The sequence below is a fragment of the Wansuia hejianensis genome (genome assembly GCF_014337215.1).
In the GTDB taxonomy this organism is placed as follows: Bacteria; Bacillota; Clostridia; order Lachnospirales; family Lachnospiraceae; genus Scatomonas; species Scatomonas hejianensis.
Window position 1 is genome coordinate 1595061 of the sequence record NZ_CP060635.1, and the last position, 24485, is coordinate 1619545.

Below are 24485 nucleotides of genomic sequence, written 5' to 3' on the forward strand. Positions count from 1 at the left end.
TCAGCGCGGTATATAACATCCTCTTTCGCCTTTCATATCTTTGGAAATTTCCAGATAGACCTGCGCGTTATTCCGCATATCCTCTTTCTCCTCTTCTGTGAGCTGCCTCTTAACCCTGGCCGGGCTTCCCATCACCAGGGAACCGTCTGGAATCTGCATTCCTTTCGTGACCAGACTCCCCGCCGCTATCAGGCAGTCCTTTCCTATGGACGCCTGGTCCAGAACCACCGAGCCCATGCCGATCAGACTGCCGTCCCCAACGGTGCAGCTGTGCAGCACGGCGTTGTGGCCCACCGTGACTCCATCTCCGATCACAGCCGGACATCCTGTAGTCACATGTACCGTACTGTTTTCCTGAATATTCGTTCCACGGCCAATCGTGATGGAGGCCTCATCCCCGCGGATTACACTGAAATACCATACGCTGCTCCCCGCTCCGATGGCTACGTCTCCCAGGATCACCGCTTCACGGGCGATTCTGGCATCCGGGTCTATTTTAGGATTACCATAAATCATAATTCTTCACCTTTTCTCGTCTGAAAAATAAATGCCTGCCGCTTTACGGCTGCTCTCTATAGTATCAACAACATCCAGCATCACTTCCTGGCGGCGGCAGCAGTCCTCATAATCGTCCTCCGCCACCATCCTGGCAATAGCCCGTACTTCATAGAGCCAACGGTCTGGATGATCCTGTAAATTATACACCATTTCCCCCTGTTTTGTCACTACCCGTATCTCTGTCAGCCCGTTGCTTCCGTCCCGGCCGTAGATATATCCCGCTTCGCCCTCTATCTGGATAAAATTCACGCCCCAGGTATCCTTGGCCCCTGAATTGCTGCTGACAAAGCCGTCATACTGCATCATCAGCACACCGGAGGTATCGACCAGCCCCGGATATATGTTGGGATAGTAAACCGCGGAGCAGGGTTTTCCAAAAAGGTATACATTAAAATAGACATTATAGAAATTAATGTCCTGGAGGCAGCCTCCCGCAAATTCCGGGCTGAACACATTCGTCACCCTGCCCTCCTTCAGCAGGTCGTACCGGCTGGAATACTGGCTGTAATTACACATCACCAGCCTGAGCCGTCCTATGGCCGGCAGCTGCTCCTTCAGTACCTGAAGGTTGGGAAGAAATCCCGTCGGAACCGCATCAATCAGATACAGGCTCTTATTCCGCGCCAGCTCTACCAGTTCCCTGGCTTTTTCCACAGATGGCGTAAAGGGCTTCTCACATATGACGTTTTTCCCATATTCCAGCGCCATCTTCACCTGTCCGTAATGCAGGCTGTTGGGTGAAGCCACATAGATAAAATCAATCGCTTCATCCCGCATCAAATCCTCCAGCTTCGTATAGACCTTCTGCACGCCATATTTCTCCGCGAGGGCGCACCCCTTCTCCCGGCTTCTGGAATAGACAGCTTCACAGCTGATGCCCTCCGTAGCCGCCACCCCATTCAATATAGACTGGACAATCACTCCCGATCCAATGGTTCCGATTCTCATGGCTTTCTCTCTCCTTTCGCTACCTCCGTGGCCTGCTCCAGAATCCCCAGGACTTCCAGAACCTCCCAGTCCTGAATACCTTTTTCTCCTCCTGCACAGATTGCCTCTGCCAGACTGTCGTATACCCGCTCATAATGGGCGCAGCCAACGGAAATTCTTTTATACATCCGTTTTCTGCCTGGCAGCGCAGCGTGCCCCAGCGGCTTTCAGGCGCCATTTCCCGCTGGACTCTGTGGCGGCCCGGCGCCTTCTTCTGACCGGAGTTATGGATGACCGGCGGAAGGGTGAAGCTGCCCTTCGTCCCGTGCAGTGTGAACCTGGGATAATCAATCATGACACACATGCTGGTGTTGATCGACACTTTCAGCTTCCCGTAGTGGAATTCCAGGTCATAGCAGTCATCGCCCTGTCCGGGATGGTGAATGCTCCTGACGTCCAGATGCGTCCAGTCCGGACAGCCAAAGAGACTGATCACCTGGTCAACGGTATGTACACCCAGATTATACAGCGTACCCAGGTGATCATACCAGCCATTTTCGCGGAAATAATCATAATGGCTTTCCAGCCGCACCAATTCTCCCAGCTTCCCGCTGTCAATGACACTCTTCAGAGCAAGAAAATCCGCGTCAAACCGGCGGTTCTGGTTCGGCATACAGACAAGCCCCTTTTCCCTGGCCAGGGTAAAAATCTCTTCCGCCTCTGCCGCTGTCGGCGTAAAGGGCTTTTCAACGTTCCTCCAGCGGGAAACCGCGGAAACTAATGAAAGCTATGAAGAGGAGCTGGCACGTTTCTCGGCCATCCGGGCAGGGGAGCCGGACGGAACACAGCCGATCCTGGACACCTTCCGCTCGAACACCTACAGCCATCTTTCCAGGAATCCCCTCCGGAATTCCAGATACCTCTTTGTCGTCAATGCCACCATGGCGACCCGTTTTGCCATCGAAGGCGGCGTTCCCATGGAAACAGCCTATAACATCAGCGACCTCTTTATCCAGCGCATGGACCTCTGCGGCACCCAGGAAGAGATTTAAGAGCTTCTGGATCAGATGGTCCGCACATTTGCCGCACAAGTCCGCAGCTGCCGAAAAAAGGAGGCAGAAAAAACTCTGCCTCCCTCTGTCCGTTATGGTATGGACTATATTCAGAATCATCTTCACGAACGGCTCACACTGGCCGGACTGTGCCGGGAAATCCATCTGACTCCCACCTATTACTGTGCGCTGTTTAAACGTGAAACTGATATGAGCACAGCAGCCTGCTGTGTCATTCTGATTATTCAAGCCAGGAAATCGCCGCATATCTGGCCTTCTCTTCCCACAGCCGTTCCTGCAGCCAGTTCCGCGCCTCTTTCGGCTGTACGCCCACCGAATACCGGAAAAGACATTTCCGGCGCAAGTGGACCCAGCCCGGGCACGATCCTATTCCTTCCGGCCCTGGCCGTCCAGATACCCAGCCAGATTGATTTCGCTCATCATATCCAGCTCTTCATCGGCCGCGTCCAGTTCCTCGTCCCGGATGACCTGATAGCTCTTCCTGTTGAAAATATCATAAATGCAGGGCACCACAAACAGGGTGAGCAGCGTACCGTACAGCAGGCCGCCGATGACCACCACCGCCATGGGCTGGGTCATATCAGCCCCAATCCCGAAACCGACAGCCATCGTGGCCAGACCCAGGATCGTTGTCAGCGCAGTCATCATGATCGGACGCATCCTGGTCTTTCCGGCTGTCACTATCGCCTGACGCTTCTCCATGCCGGCCGCCCGCAGCTGGTTAATATAATCGACCAGCACAATGCCGTTATTTACGATGATGCCGCAGAGCATGACAAAACCGATCATGGAAATGATGCTCACCTCCATCCGGGCGGCCAGGAGTGCCAGGAAACCGCCTGTAAATGCCAGCGGTATGGTAAACATCACAATGAACGGAGACAGCAGTGACTGGAACTGCGCCACCATAATCAGATACATGAATACCAGCGCCAGCAGTAGCATCAGTATCATGTCATCCATCGCACTGCTGATCGTCGCGTCCTCGCCGGCCATTTCATACGTATAGCCCGCAGGCATTTCGTAATCTTCCAGTGCCTTCTGAACCGCCTCAGATACCTTGGTCACATTATGTTCCTCATCCACCATGGCCGATACCGTGAGATAGCGGCTCTGGCTGTCCCGGGTAATAGATGCCAGGCCCTTCCCGTCAGTAAAATCCGCAAGCTCCAGAATCGGTATTTCCTCCGTCGTACCGTCAGGCTTCGCGGCAGTAACCGTGAGCTTCCTGATATCTTCCCTCCCATACTGCTTCTGCGCTTCATCATATACATTCACATCATATTCGTCTGAATCCGTGGACAGCGACGTGACCGCCGATTGTTCAGCCAGCTTCGACCGGATCTGCTGATATACCTGCCCCACTGTCAGATTATGCTTCGCAGCCTCCTCCTTCTTCACAGACACTCTCAGCTCATCTGTAGTCTCTTCAAGGCCGTCGTCTACCTCCCGGGTGCCCTCTGTCGCTTCGATCAGGGCGCTCACATCCCCGGCAATCTTCTGCAGCGTATCCAGATCCTTTCCCTTGATCTCCACGGAAATCCCGCTTCCGCCCAGAGCCGACATATCCATCATGGAAGCGCTGACCTCGATCTCGCAGTCCAGATCCTGCGTCTGATCCAGTATGGCCTGTTCCAGCTCATCCCCGGATAACTGCTTCTGTTCGCTTAAAATAAGATACAGCATGGAGGTGTTCGCAGAAGAGCTTCCGCCGCCCATCATGGACATGGAACCTCCGCTGCTCACCATGGCGCCGATCTCTTCCACATCTTCCAGGGAGGAAAGCCGGTTCATCACTTCGTCGGTCATCTTTCCGATATCCTCTGTTGAGGTGCCCTTCGGCATGGTGACTGTCACGCTGGCCTGAGTGCTCTCCATCTCAGGCATGAAACTGAAGCCTTTGGAAACAGCCGCATACATGGACACCGCCAGCAGGGCTACCGCTCCCAGAAGCACTACGGCCTTGTGGCGCAGGCTGAACCAGGCTGCTTTTTCGTACACCTTTAGAAGCTTCTCCATAAAGCCCGGCGCTTTCTTTTTCTGTTTTTTCAGGATGCCGGAGGCCGCCATCGGAACGAATGTCAGGGCGATCACCAGGCTGGCCAGAAGCGAATAGGCAATTGTCAGGCCCATATCCACAAAAAGCTGCCGGGTAATCCCCTCCGTAAATACGATTGGCAGAAACACACAGACTGTGGTCAGCGTCGAAGCGATGATCGCTCCGCTCATCTGCTTTGCCCCCTGAACCGCCGCCTTTCTCACCGGGATACCCAGATTGTGAAGCCTGTAGATATTCTCAATCACAACGATGGAATTATCCACCAGCATTCCCACACCCAGGGCCAGGCCGGAAAGGGAGATCACATTCAGGGTAATGCCTGAGAAATACATCAGCACGACGGCCGTCAGCACAGAAATTGGTATGGAACACGCCACCACCGCCGTCGGCCGGATATCCCTCAGAAACAGAAACAGGATCAGCACCGCCAGGACCGCGCCCATGCCCAGATTCTGAAGGACAGAATTCACCACCATATCGATGTAGATACCCTGATCCATCAAAGCCGTCACGTGTACGGCCGGATCTTCCTCCTGCAGCTCCCGGAAAAAGTCGTTCAGCCTTCCGGACACATCCCCGGTCGAGTACCCGGTCTGCTTCTGAATCGTCAGCAGCAGGCCGTCCTGCCCGTTAATCTTCGCATAGACCTCGGAAGAATTATCCGTCAGCACCACATCCGCCACATCAGTCAGGCGGACAGGCTCCAGTCCGTCCAGGCCCAGATCCATCAACACCAGGCTCTCCATTTCTTCCTGGCTCTGGAATTTATCTCCCACCCGGATCAGATACTGGATGCCATTCTCTGTCACATATCCCGCCGGCATCGTAAAGTTCTGCGCGGTGAGAATCTGCGTGATCATATCCACAGTGATCTTCGAGCTGAGATCTGCCCCGTCCAGAGCCGCCTCTTTCTGTTCCTCCAGCTGTTCCCTGCCGGTATCCAGCTGACTCTGCCCTTCCTCCAGCTGAGCCTGCCCCACCGCGAGCTGGGCAGATGCTCCGGCCATTTCCACAACCGCAGATATCTGCTGCCGGTTCAGTTCCCCCAGCGCGTCGCTCAGCATTGTCTGCCCGCCGGATATCTGCTGCTTGGCCGATTCCATCTGGCCCAGCGCTGAATTCAGCTGCTCCAGACCGGTGTCCAGGGCCGCCAGTCCCTCATCCGTCTTTCCAATGCCGTCCACCAGCTGCTGTCTCTTTTCCGTGTCCTGGCTCAGCTCCAGCATCTGCTCCAGAGTTCCCTGAAGAACTGTCCTGGAAGCTGTCATCTCCGCCCGCTTTGCCTGTAAAGCCGCGTTCAGTGAAGCCGCATCTGTAAAATCACCGATCCCCATTTGGGACAGAATCCCGGAGGCAGCGGCATATTGCTCCTCCAGCGCTGCCAGCCTGGCCTGCTCTTCCGGAGTCAGACTGTCACCCTTCGCCTTCAGAGCGTCTATTTCTCCCTTCAGGGCCGCAAGCTGGCTGATCTGGGACTGGTCTGACAAAAGGCTGTCAATCGCATCGATTCCGCCGTCCAGAGCCGCAAGCTGCTCCTCCAGGGCTGTGATCTGTCCCGGAAGAGCGTCCAGCGCGGCCAGGGAATCCTGCAGAGTCTCCCTCTGCGCAGCCAGGCTCTCTCTCTGCGCCTGCAGCTCCGATCTCTTACTCGTCGCCTCACTAATTTTATTGTCCAGATCCAGCTCCGTCTTCAGCAGCTCATTCTGTTTGGCAGAAAGCTGGCTCTGGGCTCCCGCCAGCTGGCTGCCCGCCTCTTCCCGTCCGGATTCTAACTGGCTCGTTCCAGATTCCAGCTGGTCCTTTGCATCATTCAATTCTGTCTGTGCGTCCAGCAGCTGGGCTTCGCCCTCCAGGAACTGGCTGGCAACAGCCTCCCGTACTTTCTGGTTCACCTGATCTATTTTCTCCTGACGCAGGATTACCTGCACGCTTTCCTCTACTTCACCGGAACTTTCCACAGAGGCTACGCCTTCCAGGCTTTCTATATCTCCCTCCAGGCTGCTTTTCACATATTCTGTCAGCGCCAGGCTGTCCGATCCGTCCTTTTCCACGGCCGCGACCATGACGGGCATCATTTCAGGGTTCACCTTCATGATGATCGGGTTTCCCACAGAATCATCCCAATAGCTCCCGATCTGATCCAGCAGCTCCCTCATTTCCAGGCTGACAGAATCCATATCTGTAGTCTGGGCAAACTCAAGAATAACCATAGACATGTTTTCTTGGGAAACAGACTGCACCTTCTTGATGTTGCTGACGGTTGCCATGGATTGTTCCACCGGCTTCGTCACCGCCTCCTCCACCTGGGAAGGGCTGGCTCCCGGATAAGCAGTAATGACTATAGCATAGGGAAGATTGATGTCCGGCAGTAAATCTGTCGTCATCCTCTGGAAAGACACAATCCCCAGCACTACAATCAGCACAAGCCCGACAATTACCGTATACGGCTTCTTCACACTAAATTTAGATAACATCCTGTACGCTCCTCATTCACGTTTTCTAAATACAAACAATATTGATGCAACTATAACACATTCAGGGTAAATTCACAATCTGTCTGTTTTCAAAATAACAGCGCTGCGGCTGTATCCGCTGCCGCTTACATAGATACAGCTTCCATTCATACACAGTATACAACATCTTTCTCCTTCATACACCCAGATTGCAAAATGTAATTCCGTGACAGATTCCTGCGTTTTTTCACTGGAAAAGAAAAAGATGGCTAACGACAACCATCTTTTCTCCGTTCCATGTTATAATTCCATCTTTGACAGTTTCTGAATATAAAGGAGCTGTCTGTCGGTTAAACATTTTCTCCCAACATCTCAAATCAAAAGAATCTTTAACAGAATAGATAACTTCTTAATATTCAATTGTTATGGGGTACCGTCAGCATATTCCTGTTCAGGAAGATGCTCCTCTGCACGCTTCAGGTAGGTTTTCAAAAGGAATGTACAGAAATACGGGAGTGTATAAATGTTGTCACTAACTCCCACATTCCCAGCCGTGAACTTCAATCCGTACTGGATATCCGGATATTTATCACTTTCAATCAGTGTCCTCAACGATTTTGCAGTTTCTCTTTTTGCTTTCACCTCGACCGGCATCAGAGATTGCTGCGTTCTGACAAAGAAATCTTCTTCCAAGGTGGAATCCTCTCGTTTGTAATAATACAATCCATAGCCGCACTTGGATAAAGCTTCTCCGACAATGTTCTCATACAACGCCCCTTTATAGACACCGAGATTTTTGTTTGCACGCAAATCCTCCTGCGCCTCATCATCCAGCAGGGCAACGAAAAGACCGGTATCAAAAAAATAAATTTTGTATTTTGTATCGCCATGATTTCCTTTCAAGGGAAGTTCGGGGAAGTTCAGACAGTAGCATATCCGAATGATACCGGCATCTCTAAGCCATTCGATACAGCCGCGATAATCTTTGAACCGCGCACCCTTTGCAACCTTTGAAATTTGGAACTTCTTATTATTTTTTGCCAGCTGGACCGGAATTTGTTCAAACACATTCAGAATCCTCGTTTGATCCATTCCGTCCGCATATTTCCGGATATCCTCCCGGTAGTCCTCTAAAAGCTGCTTTTGAATGTCAAGCGTACCCTCAAAGGTGCCTTTTTGGATATACTCCCTTAAAACTGCCGGCATACCACCCAATATACAGAAGTCCAAAAACAAGTTGCCAAAAACCTTCATCTCAGTTTGATTAAATGGTTTCAGTGTTTCCATGTGCCACAGCATATCTTCGATTGCCGTTCTGTCATACCCTTTGGCCCACAAAAATTCCTCAAAGTCAAGGGAGGTCATTTCGTAATCTGTTTTATATCCCACACTGTTGCTTTCAATTCGTTTGTAATGGATCCCCAGCAGAGAACCGCAGCAGATTATATCAAACCGTCCATCCATTTTGAAAAATTTGAGTGAGGTGGCAATTTCGGGATATTCCTGCAATTCATCGAATATAATGATTGTCTCTCCCGGCTCAAACCGCTTGGACGGATCCATCCGTGAAATGTTCCGGATAATATCATCCGTCTTATATCCATCCTCCGTAATAAGCTTGTATTTCGGCTCCTCTACGAAATTGATATATACAACATTCTTATAACTATCTTCAGCAAAACGCAAGATAGATTCGGTTTTACCGACCTGTCTCGGTCCTTTCACAATCAGCGGTTTTCTGTTCGGATCATACTTCCACGCTGCCAGATACCCGTCAATTTTTCGTTTCAAATATACAGCAGCCATATTCATCCCACCTTTCAACACTTATAGTATACAAAAAATGGGCGACTTTCTTACATGAAACAACATTTTTAGGAGCTAAAAACTTACCGGGCGGCTTTTCCGAACTGGATAAGCTTTTCTTCCAGGCAAGTTTCTTTTCAGATTTTGCTGCTGTATCAGGCCTATTCCCGGCAGCATGCGCAAATTTTTATCTGACAGCGATTTACCGTGTCATCATTCAGATTGTGTCCTTGATTATCCCGTATTTTTAACTGCATGACGCATATAAAATGTTCCGGAGCAAGTAAAAGTATACTGCCCCACTGTTCTGATAACAAAAGAGAAAGCCCCAAAAAGGGGCAATCGGGAAATAGACCGTCGATCTGTTGTTCCGCCGCAATGTCCTATTCTGGTATCCGTATCTGAAGCTCATAGACTGTGTCTTCCAGACTCAGCAGGTAGAGGGATACTTCCTCTAATATCATAATATCCGGTTCTATTTTCAGCATCTTGATCTGCTCCGACATCTTTTGAATCCAATCTTCCTGATTCCATTCCACGAAGGTTTTAATCAAACACAGATAATTTCCTGCAGGCAGTATCTTTAATTCTTCTTCTCTGCAGGAATAATAGTTATCGAGTTTAATATATTCCCCCTCTATTTTCAGCCCTCCCTGCTGCAGGAAATTATTCTTCAGCACATAGCCATAGCATCTGTGGATAGTTTTCTGCATCTGCAGCTCTTTTGTGATTTTTTTCTGATGAATCATGGCCAGGTCCCACATATCCGTTTCCGACCTGGATGGCGCATATAAAACCCGTCTCTCCGGAATATTCCGTATCATGAACCCGCTTTCAGACTTAGCATGCTGGTAAATGCTGCACTGGTCCTTCAGCCAGCTCAGATTCTCCAGCGTTTCGTTATATTCCTCTATTTTCTCCCAGATACTCTGCTCACTCTTCTCTATGATCTGTTCCAGTATCCTGAGCTGTTTGGTTTCCTGCAGCTCCTGTATATCGCTCAATGAAAAGCCAAGCTGCTTATACATTTTAATGACTTCCAGCTTCCAGATATGCCGGCTTGAAAAATACCGGTATCCTGTACTTTCATCTATATAGCTGGGTACAATCAACTTTTTCTCACTGTAATACCGTATTGCCGTGACCGACAGGCCTGTCACCTCCGAAATCGCGCCAATTGAATACAGACCGTTTTTTATCTCATTTTTCTCATCCTGATACATACTTTTCCCTTTTGCTGAAAAATAACGTGTGCTATTTCATGGACAGACAAGCGCCGTCCAGATAAGATAAGCTTTTGGAATACCGGCGGATGCCATTCGCTTTTTCTCTGGACATCAACAGCCGCTCCAGGCCGAATCCCAGTCCCACCCAGGTACAGGATATCTTCCAGGCCGCATCCAGCCTGTGAGGGCCCATCGATGTTGAAGCCAGCTCCAGGCCATCCGCATCTACAACATCCAGGCCTCTTCCATAGACGACTGAATCTTCCTCCGTCATCTGGAAACCTGTGATCTCCGCCGCGTCCAGTACCAGCTTTGCCAGCTCTTTCAGCCGGTCTATCCTGTCTTCTTCCTTCAATCCCCATTCCACCAGATTCAACATCGTAAATTCCTTCAGATGCGACCTGCCCTCTGACTCTTTTCTGAAACAGGAGCCAATCTCAAAGACCCTCAGCGGCAGCGGAATCACCGGCATCAGCTTTTTGGATATATCATATAAATTTGGAGCCAGCATGGGCCGGAGACAGGAATTCTTGTCCAGCCAGAATACCTGGTCGTTCAGGGGATGTGAGCCGTCAATCGTCATTCTGTTCAAAAACTTCCCTGACAGAATAACCGGCGTTGTTACCTGCAGAAAACCTTCCCTGCGCAGAGCGGCTGCCAAGGCCTCTTCCAGACTGCACAGGGATGGCCGCCGCCGGCTTTTTACCAGTGTCTGCAGTTTCTCCCTGTTTATTCTGATCAGCGCTTCCTCTGTTTTCTGAAAGTACCGATTGCATGTCCCGGCATCGCAAAACTGTTCCGACAGCTGGGCCGGGGATGCCCCTAATTCAATCAGCCTGTTCAGCTGGGCCGTTGTCAGACCAACCTTCATATTCCCTCCTTTTATAGCTTTCGTACGTCTCCCGTAAAAACGGTTGAAGAATACTTCTCCAGCTTCCACTCCGGAATTCTGCAATGGGGGCACGGCTTCCGGAACCAGCGGTTTCTGAGCCATCTGGCGCTCCTGCTTTCTTTAGAATCCCATATAGTGAATGTCTCTCCACAATATGTGGTGATCTCAATACTGCTTCCCTTCAGTTCCACCTGCTTCACTCCGTGCAGGACCCCGCTCCTTGACGGCCACAGCTTTATAGTCCCGACCATGCCCGAGAGCCGCTGATTTTTATACACATATCTTTTAATTTTATCCGCGTCCATCAGCAGTCACATTCCCCTTTACGTGATTCCATAATACTCGCACATTTGTAATACATGGCAATAACCCCCAATTCCAGAGGATTATGTATGACTGTAGCGATCCTGCAGGCTTCTTCTGTGATTCCGCGCGGCATTCCAGGCGCCGCTATCACAGTATCTCCTCTGACATCTCCGGCCGTTATGAGATCGGCCGCAGTCGTCGCATCGTACAGATATCTGTATTCCCTCAGCCTGGGAGCGGCATCCAGCTTTGTTATCTTACCGCCAGGTATCTTCATCCCCCTCAGCACGTTGGGATTCGTATCAAATACATCAACAGGAATTCCTCTGCCCGCCAGATAGGCGGCAGCCGCACCACCCACTTCAGAGGCGCCGAGCACCAGGACTTTTTCTCTCCGGCAGCCCATGCAACATGCCAGCGCTTCCGCGAATCCCACGCCTGTACACTCTCCGTTCTCGGCCAACGCCCTGGCAGAAACGCTCAATGCCACGAATCTGGCGTCATCTGCCAGAAACAGTATATCCGCCCCCTTCATAACTCCTTCATAAATGCCGTCCACATCACTGGCTTTAGTCACAAAAGCGTCTGCGGAACAATGCCTCAATATGGCACAAACCGCTTCCGCAAATCCGGAAATCACCCCCAACCCGCTTGTGACCGATATGACAGCTGTCCTGTACGGTAACGGCACATCACTCAGATGTACCGTTTTCCTTGCCACCTCATCCATAAAATATCCGGTCTGTTCTTTAAACCGCAAATCATACGCTTCGATTTCACCGCTTATCGATTTGATATCATCCTTTACTAATCTTGACATATTCACCCTTCTATACATTTCATCTGTCTGAAACCCTGGATGCCGGAGATTTTGCGCATACAGCGCTCCCATTTCCTGCCGGCCTCTTTTTCATCCGCTCCGGTCAGAATCACGATCGCCCGCCAGCGTTTTGAACCCGGCAGATAATCCGTAATCATTTCGTCCGCACCGCAAAATCCCGGAATGATCTGAAGCAGCCCGGCACCGCTCATGATATGCTCTCCGCATACTCTGACAGTATCCTCATCAACCAGAATCTGCTGATAGACACATGTCCTTGCATTTCCCGCCGCGCACCGTTTCATCACGTCTGCAGCCGCTTTTCTGTCGGCAAACCCGGTCAGAAGCTCCACAAAATTGATTCCCGCCGCATGGTAGATGCTTATCGGCGTCTGGCTGGGAAATCTTGCGTCAATCTCAAGCACATAAAGGCGGCCGCCATTCAGCACCACCTCGATATCAAAGATTCCATGAATCCTTATCACACTGTTAATCTTCTCTGCAATACCCAAAAACTCATCCGCCAGCTCGTCACTCACTGCCGCAGGTGCCAGAATTCTTTTGCAATCGTATTCTGCGTCTGTCACCACTTCAGTAATCATTGGAAACACCGAATCGCTGCCATTGCCCAATACCTCTAATGAATAAGACGGCCCGTCCAGGTATTGCTGAACGACGAGGCCGCACCCTCCACAGCGTTCCAGTTCCTCCTCCGTTTCAATTTTTCTGACGCCTCTGCTGCCGCTCGAAGAATCCGGCTTACAGATCACCGGATATCCGCATCCCGGAAACTCCCCCGGAAGGCTGATCCCCAGGTTTTTCAATAATCTGTTCGTCCTGTTCTTGGAATTGGAAACCGTATATGCCTCTCTGTCAAAAATATATTTTACTCCCGCTCTCTCACAATACTCTCCGAGCCTGTCCAGAACTGCCAGATCCTCTATTGCCGGGATCACGTAATCGATTCCCCACAGCGCATCCATCACAATCTGCTCCTCAAACAGATCAGCCCTCACAAATAAATCAGCCAATCCGGCTGCGGGAGCATTCTCTGAGCGGTCAATCAGAATCACACAATAACCGGCCTTACGAGCCAGATAGACAATCTCTGTCCCCTGTAGTCTTCCGCCGGCTACTAAAATCCTCTTTTTTTTCTTTTTTCGATCCATTCTGCATACTCTTCCAGAGAAGCCCGGCGAAGTCCGCATTCATCTAATATCTTTGCTACACCCGGCACCGTCCGGAACCCTTCGTCAATATCCTGATAAGCGTTGGCAACCCCTGCAAATCCCTTAGCAGGAGGAATAATCGATGTCACCACATTGGCGCCAGACATCAGCCGTTCTTCCAGTCCCCGGATACCGTCCACATCCAGCGATGCCGGGATCAGAATATCGGGAAGATACAGTCTCAGCACCGCTATCATCTTTAATTCATTCAGGAAACCCGATTGCTGCCGGCCTTCCATGGGCGTTCCCTGCTGCGGCACAAACGTCATGCTTCTGCCCTGGGAGACCCCCATCTCTTTCATGATATGTAGTGAATGTATCACGTCTTCGGCACTTTCTCCTATCCCGGAAAGAAGCCCTTCTTCAATCAGCATCCCACAGGAAGCTGCCGCTTGCTTGGCCTGCATCCGGGTATCATAATCCTGATGCAGACGCAGTCCCTTGAACCTATCCCTGTTGTGAGTTTCCTGATATAATGCATACCAGTCGGCTCCCGCCTCTGCCAGCCGCCTGATCAGCGCCGGAGGCACAACCCCCGGTGAAACCATGACCGGAATACCGCAGGCTGCTTTCAGCTCACTGACAAGTTCTGCAAGACGTTCTCCGTCTTTTAGATAATAATCATCCTCACCCATGGTGAGATCGATCAAATGCACACCCGATTCTTTTAAGTCCACTGCGGTCCTGATGATCTCTTCCCTGCTTTTCCTGTATCTCTCCGGTAATTGGTTAGAAGAACGGTAATAACAGAAATTGCAGTCATTGCGGCAATAGGTAGAAAAATAAACAAATCCATACAGGAAGATCCCGTCGCCAAATTCACGGCAGCGCACCTCACGGGCTGCCGAAAAGATTTTCTGCAGGCTGTCCTCATCCTCACTATGCAGCAGGCAAAGCAGATCTTCATCCGATAGCGCCTGTTTCTCTATGCTTTTTTCTAATATCTTATCAAGATTTTCAGACATACCTGATACCTTCTCAAAAAGCTTAGTCACGGAGAGTCCCGGTGCTGCCCCGGGCTGTACGGATTTAGAGTCCGCATAATCACTGCGATTCACCCCCCATATAAAATAATCATAAACCCTCAGGTAACTTGAGAGTCAACCGATAATGGAGAGTGAGACGGGAATGGATACCCTCACCGCCCAAATTGGAAGCAAAACGTATTCATACAAACAGTCCGAACTGCACGCAGAGTATCATAACTAATAAACTGCACACTCCGGGAATGAGGCTTATTTTCAGATAAACGGGCACCGCTTTTTTATATGCCAGGCGCGCCAGCATTGTTGTGTTGACAACGCCTGGTGAATGGGGACCTACACAGGCGAAGATCGATGCGCTGAGTATCCGGTGTGTCACTCCGGCAGAATATCCGGCTGCCGTCATGGATTCCAGGATCTGTGTGCCGAACGCGCTCACTGCTCCGGGAGGCGCCGCTGTCAGGAAGGTCACCAGGGCAATTACAGTGGGCCCGAAGTACAGGGGAGACAGGTTAGACAGAGCGTTTGTCACAATTTGAAAACCGGGGGCTGTGGCCACCAGCGTCGAAAGCCCCACTGTGGCCGCCGCGTTCAGAGCCGGACCAAAGCTGGAGGTTATGCCGGTGGTTATACTGTCATTGAAATCTGTCATATATTTTCTGAAAAACAGCAGGTTCAGCAATATGCCGATCAGTATGCCCGCCAACACATGTAACGTCACCGCGCATACGACCACCGCGGCCATGGAAATGAGTGCATACCAGGCGCTGGGCATATCCTCCTGCTCATCGCTTTTTTTGCCTATTTCCGGATTTGCAAAGGCGGCTCCGCTGTCCATGAATGTCTCACCCGCACGCTCTGCCTTCCGGATATCGAACTTGGCCAGAACCGCGAATACCAGGCAGAACGCGGCAAATCCAACGATGGACAGACCCATTTCTGCCGTCAGAGGCGTTCCGTACATTTCAGATAGCTGGATATTCACAAGCTGCAGGGAACCGCCCAGGATGCAGGTTGCTGTGCTGCAGGCGCCTCCATAACAGTACAGCCGCCATGGGACATCGATTTCCTGATACAGATCCCTTGCCGTATATAATACTGTAAAGACAATGACAAAGCTATTGATCCCCACAAAAGTCAGTATCATATACATCACAGGAACAAACATGACACAGATAAATTTCTGATTCCGCTTACTCTTCCGGATGACATTCGCAAATGCTACCGCTATGCTGCGCGATCCTTTTCCGGCTGCCATCGTCTGCCCATAAAGGCAGCCGCCGACAAATATCAAAATATAGCTGGTAATAAAACCGCCTGCCGAACTCGCCCAGGCTCCGGTGAGAGTCTCCAGGGCCGGCATGCCGGAGAATACGATGATGATGACAGAGGCCAGAAGCGCAGCCAAAAACATCTGAATTCCCTTGCAGCAGCACAGAATGAAGAACGCAATTCCAGCTATAATTCCAATCAAACTGATTACTTCCATCTCCTAAGCTCCTTTTTCTATTGTCCTTCACATCGGAGGGAATGTGACTCCCCTCTGTATATGACTTCCGGCGGATCGCAGAGCTGCGCGGCAAAAGGCGCTCCGCAGCACAGCCCTCGCAAGCACGCCGAAAACGTACTTGAAAACAGAAGCGCTGAAATCATTCAGCGCTCCTGCTTACATCGATTTAACGCCCCTGCCGCAGGCAACGGCTATTAATCAACTTTTCCGTATTTCATATTGAGCTGTTTTTCCTCTGCTTCCAGAACCATCTGATGGATCTTATCCGCCACTTCCTGTGAAACTGACAGCTTATCCCTGTTCTCTTCCAGGATCTTAAGCGCCCGCTCATCAGCAAGTTCCTTCAGGTCCTTCGCATTGGCAGTCGGAACGCCACGCTGGAATATTTCTGGTTTACTCTGCTCGTTGTAGTGGTCCAGTGTATGCTCCTCACCTAAGAAGTTTCCACGGATTCCCACCTCACGGATCACATCCAGCGCCATTGTAATATCGTTAACCGGTATTCCTTCCTGTGCCTTACGGTACATACGGATCACATCGGCATCAGCAACGAGCTGTCCTAAGCTCATCACAATACCGCTGTCCAGTATACCGCCGCCATAGATAATATTTGCCCCTGCGAGCACCGGAAGTAAACCCGTCATTGTCTTCTCGTGACCTGCCTGGAAGTCACAGAATTTTGACTCCGTCTATGTCCCGCCGATCAGAGTCGGTATTCCGTATTTCCTTCCAAGCGCAGCCATGGTAGCGCTTAAAATACCTGCCTCCGGACAGCCTACCAGAGCGCTGGAGCCGTGACGCATGTCAGAGATTCCCGGAGAACCTCCGCAGATAAATCTGGCTCCCTTACGAACCAGCTGCGACAGAACCAGAGTCGCGAGATTCTCCGCGTTGGCGATGATAGCCGATCCTGCAAGGGTGACCGGAGCCATACCTCCTGCCATCGACATTGTCATATTTGCGACGGGAATATCATATTCTGCCGCCGTCATGAGCACCTCGCACGCCTCTTCCGGAAGGAACAGCGGGCTGATCGTACATTCTCCAAAAAAGATTGTCGGCTTCTCCTGAAGCGCCTTCAGACTTCCGCGCTCAACGCTCGCCATCTCAATATCATACTCGACGTTCCACTTCCTGCTGGAGGATGCCATCATGGGCTTACGGAGATGTGTATAATGCATCTCAAAGCTATGTATATTCGTAAACCCTCTTTTAACATCGCTCGCTGTCAGCGTTGAAAAACAGAAATCATACTCTGGCAGCCGGTCTACCAGTGTCGCGGTGTCTATGATATCTTTTTTCACCGCCATACGCGCTTCACCGGTTTCAATGTCTTCAATCTGCGGCGCACAGCCGAACGGAGAATGGTACACTCTTCCGCCGCCCAGCTCCATATTGAACTCCTCACTTTTACCATACAGTGTAAAAGATGAAGGACATGACTGGATGGCTTCTTCCACTACATACTGGGGAATTCTTACCGTTTTTTTGTCATAGTCCACTGCGCAGCCGCCCTTTTCATAACATTCCAGGGCTTCTTTGCTGCCGATTTCCATGCCGACTTCAGACAGCACTTCGAGCGTCGCCCGATGCAGCTGATCCAGGCTGTCTTCGCTGAACAGGTCCAGCCTGGCGCCTGTAATGTCATTTAAGCCGGCCGATAGGTTTCTTTTCATGTATGCGCTACCTCCTTGTTTTATTTTAAATTCAGTATAATATCTCCAGTGGATTTAGAGTCAAGGGCAAAATAAGCAAAAAAATTACCATCTGTCAAACCATCCCGTACTCTCTCCATCGCTGGTGAAATACTCCGGCGCCTGGCTGCCCTGCAGGATCTCCCGGAAAATATTACGGCTGAGCGGCGGCACCGTATCCGGGCCGTAGGACCGGAATTCTTCCGAGTTGGAAATGACCGCCCCCATACGCCGCATATCCTCGATATTCACCCGCTGTATCTCTTCCGTCTGGGACGAACAGCAATCTTCCAGGATCACAACTTGATATTCCAGTGAGTTCGCGTCATAACAGGCGGTTCTGATACAGTTCGGAGTTGTAGTTCCAATCAGTATGACAGTCTCCACGTGCAGCCGGCGAAGGATCAGGTCCAGCTCCGTATGGAAAAAAGCGCTCCATCGGGGCTTGATAATCGTATAGTCGCCATCCTGTGGACGGAGGCCTTCAGGCGCCTCTGCGCTGATCGGGCCGCGGCTGGAAGGCCCCATGCCGCGGCCGCCGTTTTTCCACGCTTCATATCTCGTCATTTCCACGTCGCTTCCATCGTTCCTGTAGATCCTCTTGACGAAAAATACCGGGATTCCTTTCTGGCGGGCAGTGTTCACCACGGCTGCACACGCGGGAACCGTCTTTTCCGCATTCCTGATGCACTGGGCAGATTCAGCGCTGATAAACCCCTTCTCCATGTCTATTACAATCAGCGCTGATCTGGTTGGATTATCTTTCATCAGCAGATCACATTCACAGGCTTGTTCTGCAGCCAGCCTTTAATATTCTCGCAGACGATGACAGCCCTTTTCTCAAACGCCTGGGCAGACGCAAATGCGACGTGAGGGGTAGCGATCAGGTTGTCTGCCTGGAACAGAACATGATCCTGGGGTACGGGCGGTTCCATTTCAAATACATCCACCGCCGCTCCGGCTATCCTGCCGCTGTTCAAGGCATCTGCCAGTGCTTCGCTGTCAACAATGGGGCCGCGGGCGCAGTTTATGAACAAGGCATCCTTCTTCATCAGGTCAAACTGTTCTTTTCCGATCATCCCGATTGTCTGGGGATTCTGCGGAACATGGACGGATATGATATCACAGGTGCTGAGCAGATCTTCCAGGGAGATAAAGGTTACCCCCTGGATGTCCTTGACGGTCCTGCTGTAGGCATAAGTCTCGCAGCCGAAAGCCTGGGCGATCCGAAGTACCCGCTCGCCAATAGCTCCGGCCCCTATCACCCCGAATTTCTTGCCTTCCAGCTCCCATCCCACGAGTCCGGCCTTTGTTCCGCCTTCACGTACTGCACGGTCACAGGCGGGAATATTTCTGGAAAGGCTGATCGCGAATCCGAATACAAGATCTGCGACTGCCACCGTGGAATATCCGGCGCAGTTACATACCATAATTCCCTTGGACCTGCAGTATTCCACATCTATCAGATCTACGCCGGTGAACGCCACGCAGATCATTTTCAGGTCCGGAAGCTGGCTGATAATATCCTCTCCATACCGGATATTGGACAGTACCACACAGTCTGCTCCTTTGCTGCGCTCTGTGAGGGTTTCTGCATCCTCTGCGCGAGTGTCGTAATATGTAGCTTCAACAAGTTCTCCCAGAGAACTTTCTACCATAGCCTTCAGCTGTTCCTGCGGAATGCCGAGGGGTTCCAAAAATGTTACTTTCATCATATGCTCCTTCTATATCTGTTAAAGTACCTGATGCACCACATCGATCACTGTGCCATCCCGGTATTCTACAACGCCTACAATCCGCTCACCGAATTCCGGATGATCCTTCACTGCTCCCAGTTCATCGCCCATCCGCAGCAATTCATGAATATCGACAATGGGAAGTCCGCTGTCTTTCAGTTTTTCCACGAGATCCGCCCGCCGGGGATTAATAGCAATTCCTTTATCGGTCACTATACCGTCCACCGTATCTCCGGGCGTAGTAATCGTGGTCACCTTCTCCCGGATGATGCAGCGTCCGCCTTTTTTCATGAGGCTGCTCACTACCAGTGAAATTTTGCTTCCCGCGGCGCAGTCCTCATTGCCTCCGGAAGCGCTCATGATCACGCCGTTGGAACCGGTAATGACGTTCAAATTAAAATCTGTGTCCACTTCAAAGCCGCCGAGAATCATGATATCCAGATTATTCACCACACAGCCCTTGTTTTCTGGGTTGCCGTAAAGGCTGCCGCTCATGATCAGATGCCTGGGATCATGTCTGGCAAGGTGCTCTATGGCTTCAAGATCGAAACATTGCACATCCCAGAGCGCCCGAAGCAGCCCTTCCTCCAGCATACGGGTGAAATACCCATGTATGCCGCCTGAGCCGAAGCTTCCGCTGATTCCGTCGCGGAGCATTCGTTTCCTTATCCCGGCAGCCACTGCCAGGCTGATTCCGCCTGCGCCGGTTTGAAAACTCATACCCTGGCGGATATAGCCGGCTCTGTCCAGCAGCTCAGCCGCCGTCTCCGCAACCGCAAGCTTGGCAGGATCCTCTGTGACCTTCGTAGCCCCGCTGGCGATGCCTGCCGGGTCCCCGATCGCATCTACCACTGCCACATAATCCACAAGGTTCTGAGAAATCTCCACCGGCGTATTCGGATAAGGCACGAGAGTGTCAGTGACAGCCACCACATAGTCTGCGAATTCCGCATCTGCATAGCTGTAGGAAAGACATCCGCAGGCACTCTTTCCCTGGCTGCCATTGATATTTCCCATTTCGTCACAGCTGGGAGAAGCGATAAACGCTATATCTATATGCATTTCTCCGTTTTCTATCGCTCTGGGCCGTCCGCCGTGGCTGCGGAGGATCACCGGCTTTTTTAGCTTGCCGGCCGATATCGCCTGAGGCACGGGGCCGGCTCCGAAGGTGCTGACTGAGATCTGGGTAATCGTCCCGTCTTCGATCAGGGGTACCAGCGGCCCGTGACAGGCGAACAGGCCGGAGGCCGCCACATGAATATCCTTATACCCTCTTTTCCCGATTTCCTCCATGACCATATTTGTTACAAAATCACCGTTTCTCAAATGATGGTGGAAGGATACGGTCATCCCATCCCTGAGGGGCAGCTTGTCCAGCGCCTCTCCGAGATTTTCACATAGCTTTCTGCCGCCGGGCGCAGCGCCTTTAGGAATCCGGACCTCCGCACGTTTTGAAGGTTTCCCGGCTCTGGCAAATGCGCCTTCGTAATGTTTCACACTGCCATAACCTTCTATAAAGTCCGGAACTTCACGACCAAGTATATTTTTCATTCCAATCTCCTTCGAGTTTAGAAACACGTTCTTCAGATACGCGACACCCCGTCTTTGCGTGCCGCTTCAGCGACTGCCGCTGCAACTGCGTCTTTCACCCGCGGATCAAACGCTTTGGGGATGATATATTCCGCGCAGAGTTCTTCTTCACTGACCAGGCCGGCCAGCGCTTTAGCCGCGGCAAATTTCATGTTCTCGGTGACGCGGCTGGCACGGACGTCAAGCGCGCCTCTGAAAAGGCCGGGAAAACAGAGAACATTATTGATCTGATTCGGATAATCGCTGCGCCCTGTGGACACCACCTTGGCGCCGGCCGCCAGCGCCTCATCCGGAAAGATCTCAGGCGTGGGGTTGGCGCACGCAAAAATCACCGGATCTTTTGCCATAGACTGGATCATATCGCCTGTCAGAGTGCCCGGGGCAGAAACACCGATGAACACGTCCGCACCCTTTATAACATCCGCGAGAGAGCCAGCAATGTGTTCCGGGTTAGTAAGCCCCGCCATCTCTTCCTTGATCGGGTTAAGCCCTTCTCTTCCTTCATAGATAGCGCCCCTTCGGTCTGTCATAATGACGTTTTTCAGCCCATAGCTGATCAGAAGCTTGATGATCGCTATTCCGGCGGCTCCGGCTCCGCTGGTTACAATTTTTATATCCTCAATCTTCTTTCCCACGACTTTGAGCGCGTTCATCAGCCCGGCAAGAGTGATGACTGCCGTTCCGTGCTGGTCGTCGTGGAAAACAGGGATATCGCAGCTCTCTATGAGTTTTTTCTCAATCTCAAAGCAGCGGGGCGCGGAGATATCTTCCAGATTAATACCCCCAAACGAACCTGCAAACAGAGAGACAGCCTGAACAATTTCGTCCATATTTTTACTGCGCACGCAGAGCGGAACGGCGTCCACATCACCAAAAGCCTTGAACAGCACGCATTTTCCTTCCATTACGGGCATCCCCGCTTCCGGACCGATATCTCCGAGTCCCAGCACCGCCGTTCCGTCCGTGATGACTGCGACAGTATTCCATCTGCGGGTGAGATCATAACTTTTGCTGATATCTTTCTGTATCTCCAGACAGGGCTGTGCAACACCGGGAGTATACGCGAGGGAAAGTGCTTCTTGGGTATTAACCTCTGCTCTGGGAGTTACCTCGATCTTTCCTCTGAGCTCATAATGCATTTTAAGAGATTCTTTTGCATAATCCATCGTATCAATTCCTGTCCCTTTCAGATATTATTTTCTCTTGGCAGCCTCTTTTTCCTCAATTTCTTTTACTCTGGCGAGAATATTCAACCCGTCACGATACACCGGGGTATCGATCATCTGTCCATCCACGCCCACGGAAGCAGATCCTTTCGCAAGCCCTTCCTCTTCAAACGCCTTAGTGATCTTTTTCGCCCATTCTACGCGCTCAGGAGTGGGAGAATACACCTTGTGTGCAATAGGAATCTGGCGCGGATGAATGATTTGCCGTCCCTCAAAGCCCAACTGCGCTCCGCTGCGGGTATTGGCCTCAAACGCCGCATCGTCCGCATAGTTCGGGAACGGCGCATCTTCTGCGACAAGCCCTGCGGCTCTCGCTGCAACGCCGATCTTTCCCCTGGCGAAAAACTGCTCGTCCGCCTCGTCCGTTCTGGTCACGCGCATATCACGGGTATAATCAACTGCTCCAAATATCACGGCTACCAGCCGGTCAGAACACCACACAGCCTGATCCACATTCATGATGCCGATCGCCGTCTCAATGAGAATCGCCATCTTGATCCCTCCTACTGGAAGGGCACGCTTCTTCTCAAGATCTGTAAGCATAAAGTCAAGCCTTTTGACATCGTCGGGGCCGGAACACTTGGGCAGCGTAATTCCATCCAGCCCTTCCATCACCACCGCATCCAGATCATCCATCGTGAGATCTGTATCCCATGCGTTAATCCTGACCCATGATTCAGCGCCGTTTACGCTCATTTTAGGTATCCATCTCTTTGCGATTTCTCTGGCAGCCGCTTTCTCGGACAGCGGGACCGCGTCCTCCAGGTCAAGGGTGATTACATCTGCCCCCCGCGTAGGAGCTTTTTCAATCATGTGTTCGTTATTAGCCGGTAAATAAAGATCAGTTCTTCTGACAGCCATCTTAATACCTCCTTAGATATTTGTTTTATCAAAACTCGCAGCTATAATCTGCTGCTTTGATTCTGTTATGCATTTTCCCTATAGTTTCTATCTCCATCTCCAGCAGGTCTCCCGCCCGGACCTTGTCTCCGTATCCGGTGGGCGTGCCAGTGAGCAGCAAGTCTCCGGGCTGAAGGGCATAAACATAAGAAATATAGGAAATGAGCCAGGGAATTTTTTTCAGCATATCCTTTGTGGAACCGTGCTGTCCCAGCTTTCCGTTAATCCTTGTGGAAATCTCCAGATCTGATACGTCAACCTCTGAAACGATGTACTGCGAGACCGGACAGAAGGTATCAAAGGTCTTCGCCCTGCCCCAGACGCCGTCCTCTTTCTGAAGGTCGCTGGCCGTCATATCATTGGCAAGCATATATCCCCAGATGTATTTTTCCGCGTCCTCCTGGCTCACATGGGAGCAGTACCTTCCCATGACCACCGCCAGCTCTACTTCGCTGCAGGGATCGTGAACCATAGGCGAAAGTATGATATCCTCACCGTCCCCGATCATGGCCGACAGTGGCTTGATATACATCTTGGGCCTCCTGGGGAAGCTTTCACCGGGCTTCAGATCCATGTCCTTATAATTCAACCCGACCCCGACAATTTTTGTCGGGGTACAGGGAATGAGCTGGATATCAGGGTTCTCCGGGAAGATGCCGGTTTCTGTAAACGTACAGGGATCGCTCCCCTCAAGAAGCTGCCATTTTCCCTCTCCGCTCATGAGTGCAAAATATACTTTTCCTTCATATTTGATGCGGGCGTATTTCTTCATCATCAATGCCTTTTACCGGCTCTTTTCCATGTAATTGCCCAGAGCGGTCACGTTGTCGCTGAAAGAGCCTTCTGCCAGCTCTGCTCTGAACAGAGCGCCGCCAATGGTAAAGCTGGTCTTCAGTTCAAACATCTCATCAATACGTTTATGAGTCTTGACGCGGCCTGCTACAAGTACCGGAAGCTCTGGGGCCTTTTCACGGATCATCGTCAGAATTTCCTTGCCGCTCATCTTGTCATGCATGTAGGCGGGAACTGAAACGCCCCCCACGCCGTTGTCGGTCGCTTCTTTCAGGTCTGCCATGATCTCTTCCCGGCTCTTGATGATCGTGCCCGGCAGGCCCGGCGTTTTGGCGATAAACGGGCAGTACAGCACGCCTGCCTCATTCAGCGCGTCATGGAGCCCCCGGTTATAGATTGTGCCGAGCACACAGTCCACGCCTGCCTTTCTGGAAAACTCAGCAAGGAATTTGTATTCTTCCTCTGTATATGTAATGGACTCCAGGAACAGATTCTTGCCGGCGCTTTTGATGGTCTCAGCAAGCGCATACATCACGTCATGGGGCTGTCCCACACTTTTGAAGCCCCAGTTCTGAATCGGCGCGTCTTTTGCTGAATTAAAAAACTCTGCGGCATGATCTACCGTCAGGTCGTTATCCGTCAGCATTACTACAGCCTTTGTTCCTTTTATCATATCAATACCCTTCATTTTCTTATCTCCTCCTG

General features: G+C 51.3%; 21 protein-coding genes and 1 pseudogene. 2 read left to right on the forward strand and 20 right to left on the reverse strand.

Annotated features, from left to right (window positions below; genetic code table 11):
- The 3 genes from H9Q79_RS07315 to H9Q79_RS07325 are packed head-to-tail and all read right to left on the reverse strand — an operon-like array spanning position 1 to position 2158.
- The gene (locus H9Q79_RS07315) at positions 1-516 is read right to left on the reverse strand and encodes a gamma carbonic anhydrase family protein (protein WP_118645658.1); all 516 of its coding nucleotides are present in this window, start codon (positions 514-516) and stop codon (positions 1-3) included.
- A gap of 6 nt (positions 517-522) precedes the next feature.
- On the reverse strand, positions 523-1506 hold the full coding sequence (locus H9Q79_RS07320) for a Gfo/Idh/MocA family protein (protein WP_118645656.1): 984 nt from the start codon (positions 1504-1506) through the stop codon (positions 523-525).
- 19 nt (positions 1507-1525) lie between these two features.
- Positions 1526-2158, reverse strand: coding sequence for a Gfo/Idh/MocA family protein (locus H9Q79_RS07325; protein ID WP_249329541.1), 633 nt, complete (start codon positions 2156-2158; stop codon positions 1526-1528).
- Between H9Q79_RS07325 and H9Q79_RS07330 the strand changes: the two genes are divergently transcribed.
- Both H9Q79_RS07330 and H9Q79_RS18635 read left to right on the forward strand, forming a co-directional pair.
- Positions 2103-2537 carry a hypothetical protein gene (locus H9Q79_RS07330; protein ID WP_249329542.1) on the forward strand — a complete coding sequence of 145 codons (435 nt, stop codon included), beginning with the start codon at positions 2103-2105 and terminating at the stop codon, positions 2535-2537. The genes H9Q79_RS07325 and H9Q79_RS07330 overlap by 56 nt on opposite strands.
- Before the next feature lie 227 nt (positions 2538-2764).
- Positions 2765-2968, forward strand: coding sequence for a helix-turn-helix domain-containing protein (locus H9Q79_RS18635; RefSeq protein WP_408646475.1), 204 nt, complete (start codon positions 2765-2767; stop codon positions 2966-2968).
- Here H9Q79_RS18635 and H9Q79_RS07335 read toward each other — a convergent pair.
- The 17 genes and pseudogenes from H9Q79_RS07335 to H9Q79_RS07415 all read right to left on the reverse strand — a co-directional run bounded on the left by H9Q79_RS07335 (position 2925) and on the right by H9Q79_RS07415 (position 24468).
- The gene (locus tag H9Q79_RS07335; protein ID WP_249329543.1) at positions 2925-7091 is read right to left on the reverse strand and encodes an efflux RND transporter permease subunit; all 4167 of its coding nucleotides are present in this window, start codon (positions 7089-7091) and stop codon (positions 2925-2927) included. The two genes, H9Q79_RS18635 and H9Q79_RS07335, sit on opposite strands and share 44 nt — an antisense overlap.
- 402 nt (positions 7092-7493) lie before the next feature.
- A complete protein-coding gene (locus H9Q79_RS07340) occupies positions 7494-8876 on the reverse strand; it encodes an ATP-binding protein (protein WP_118645648.1) in 1383 nt (460 codons plus the stop codon).
- 383 nt (positions 8877-9259) lie between these two features.
- Positions 9260-10099: a MerR family transcriptional regulator gene (locus tag H9Q79_RS07345; protein WP_249329544.1), complete on the reverse strand. Its 840-nt coding sequence runs from the start codon at positions 10097-10099 to the stop codon at positions 9260-9262.
- 31 nt (positions 10100-10130) lie between these two features.
- The gene (pylSc, locus tag H9Q79_RS07350; RefSeq protein WP_118645644.1) at positions 10131-10973 is read right to left on the reverse strand and encodes a pyrrolysine--tRNA(Pyl) ligase large subunit; all 843 of its coding nucleotides are present in this window, start codon (positions 10971-10973) and stop codon (positions 10131-10133) included.
- Between the two features lie 11 nt (positions 10974-10984).
- Positions 10985-11299 carry a pyrrolysine--tRNA(Pyl) ligase small subunit gene (gene pylSn / locus H9Q79_RS07355; RefSeq protein ID WP_118645642.1) on the reverse strand — a complete coding sequence of 105 codons (315 nt, stop codon included), beginning with the start codon at positions 11297-11299 and terminating at the stop codon, positions 10985-10987.
- Entirely contained in the window at positions 11299-12120 is an 822-nt protein-coding gene (gene pylD, locus H9Q79_RS07360) for a 3-methylornithyl-N6-L-lysine dehydrogenase PylD (RefSeq protein WP_249329545.1), read from the reverse strand. Before pylD ends, pylSn begins: the two co-directional genes overlap by 1 nt.
- A 2-nt stretch (positions 12121-12122) precedes the next feature.
- Positions 12123-13289 carry a 3-methylornithine--L-lysine ligase PylC gene (pylC, locus tag H9Q79_RS07365; protein WP_249329546.1) on the reverse strand — a complete coding sequence of 389 codons (1167 nt, stop codon included), beginning with the start codon at positions 13287-13289 and terminating at the stop codon, positions 12123-12125.
- Positions 13256-14314: a methylornithine synthase PylB gene (pylB, locus tag H9Q79_RS07370; protein WP_118645634.1), complete on the reverse strand. Its 1059-nt coding sequence runs from the start codon at positions 14312-14314 to the stop codon at positions 13256-13258. The genes pylC and pylB overlap by 34 nt, the downstream gene beginning before the upstream one ends.
- A gap of 202 nt (positions 14315-14516) precedes the next feature.
- A complete protein-coding gene (locus tag H9Q79_RS07375) occupies positions 14517-15821 on the reverse strand; it encodes a hypothetical protein (RefSeq protein WP_118645632.1) in 1305 nt (434 codons plus the stop codon).
- A 215-nt stretch (positions 15822-16036) separates the two neighbouring features.
- Positions 16037-17518 (reverse strand): annotated as a pseudogene (locus tag H9Q79_RS07380) (trimethylamine methyltransferase family protein).
- Between the two features lie 84 nt (positions 17519-17602).
- A complete protein-coding gene (locus tag H9Q79_RS07385) occupies positions 17603-18304 on the reverse strand; it encodes a cysteine hydrolase family protein (protein ID WP_249329547.1) in 702 nt (233 codons plus the stop codon).
- On the reverse strand, positions 18304-19248 hold the full coding sequence (locus tag H9Q79_RS07390) for an NAD(P)-dependent oxidoreductase (RefSeq protein WP_118645674.1): 945 nt from the start codon (positions 19246-19248) through the stop codon (positions 18304-18306). The genes H9Q79_RS07385 and H9Q79_RS07390 overlap by 1 nt, the downstream gene beginning before the upstream one ends.
- Before the next feature lie 21 nt (positions 19249-19269).
- Positions 19270-20823: a citrate lyase subunit alpha gene (gene citF, locus H9Q79_RS07395; protein ID WP_118645626.1), complete on the reverse strand. Its 1554-nt coding sequence runs from the start codon at positions 20821-20823 to the stop codon at positions 19270-19272.
- A gap of 32 nt (positions 20824-20855) precedes the next feature.
- The gene (locus H9Q79_RS07400) at positions 20856-22028 is read right to left on the reverse strand and encodes an NAD(P)-dependent malic enzyme (RefSeq protein WP_249329548.1); all 1173 of its coding nucleotides are present in this window, start codon (positions 22026-22028) and stop codon (positions 20856-20858) included.
- Positions 22029-22055: 27 nt separating this feature from the next.
- On the reverse strand, positions 22056-22949 hold the full coding sequence (locus H9Q79_RS07405) for an HpcH/HpaI aldolase/citrate lyase family protein (RefSeq protein ID WP_249329549.1): 894 nt from the start codon (positions 22947-22949) through the stop codon (positions 22056-22058).
- A 28-nt stretch (positions 22950-22977) separates the two neighbouring features.
- Positions 22978-23763, reverse strand: coding sequence for a fumarylacetoacetate hydrolase family protein (locus H9Q79_RS07410; RefSeq protein WP_118645622.1), 786 nt, complete (start codon positions 23761-23763; stop codon positions 22978-22980).
- Between the two features lie 9 nt (positions 23764-23772).
- On the reverse strand, positions 23773-24468 hold the full coding sequence (locus H9Q79_RS07415; protein WP_118645620.1) for a hypothetical protein: 696 nt from the start codon (positions 24466-24468) through the stop codon (positions 23773-23775).
- Between the last annotated feature and the right edge of the window lie 17 nt (positions 24469-24485).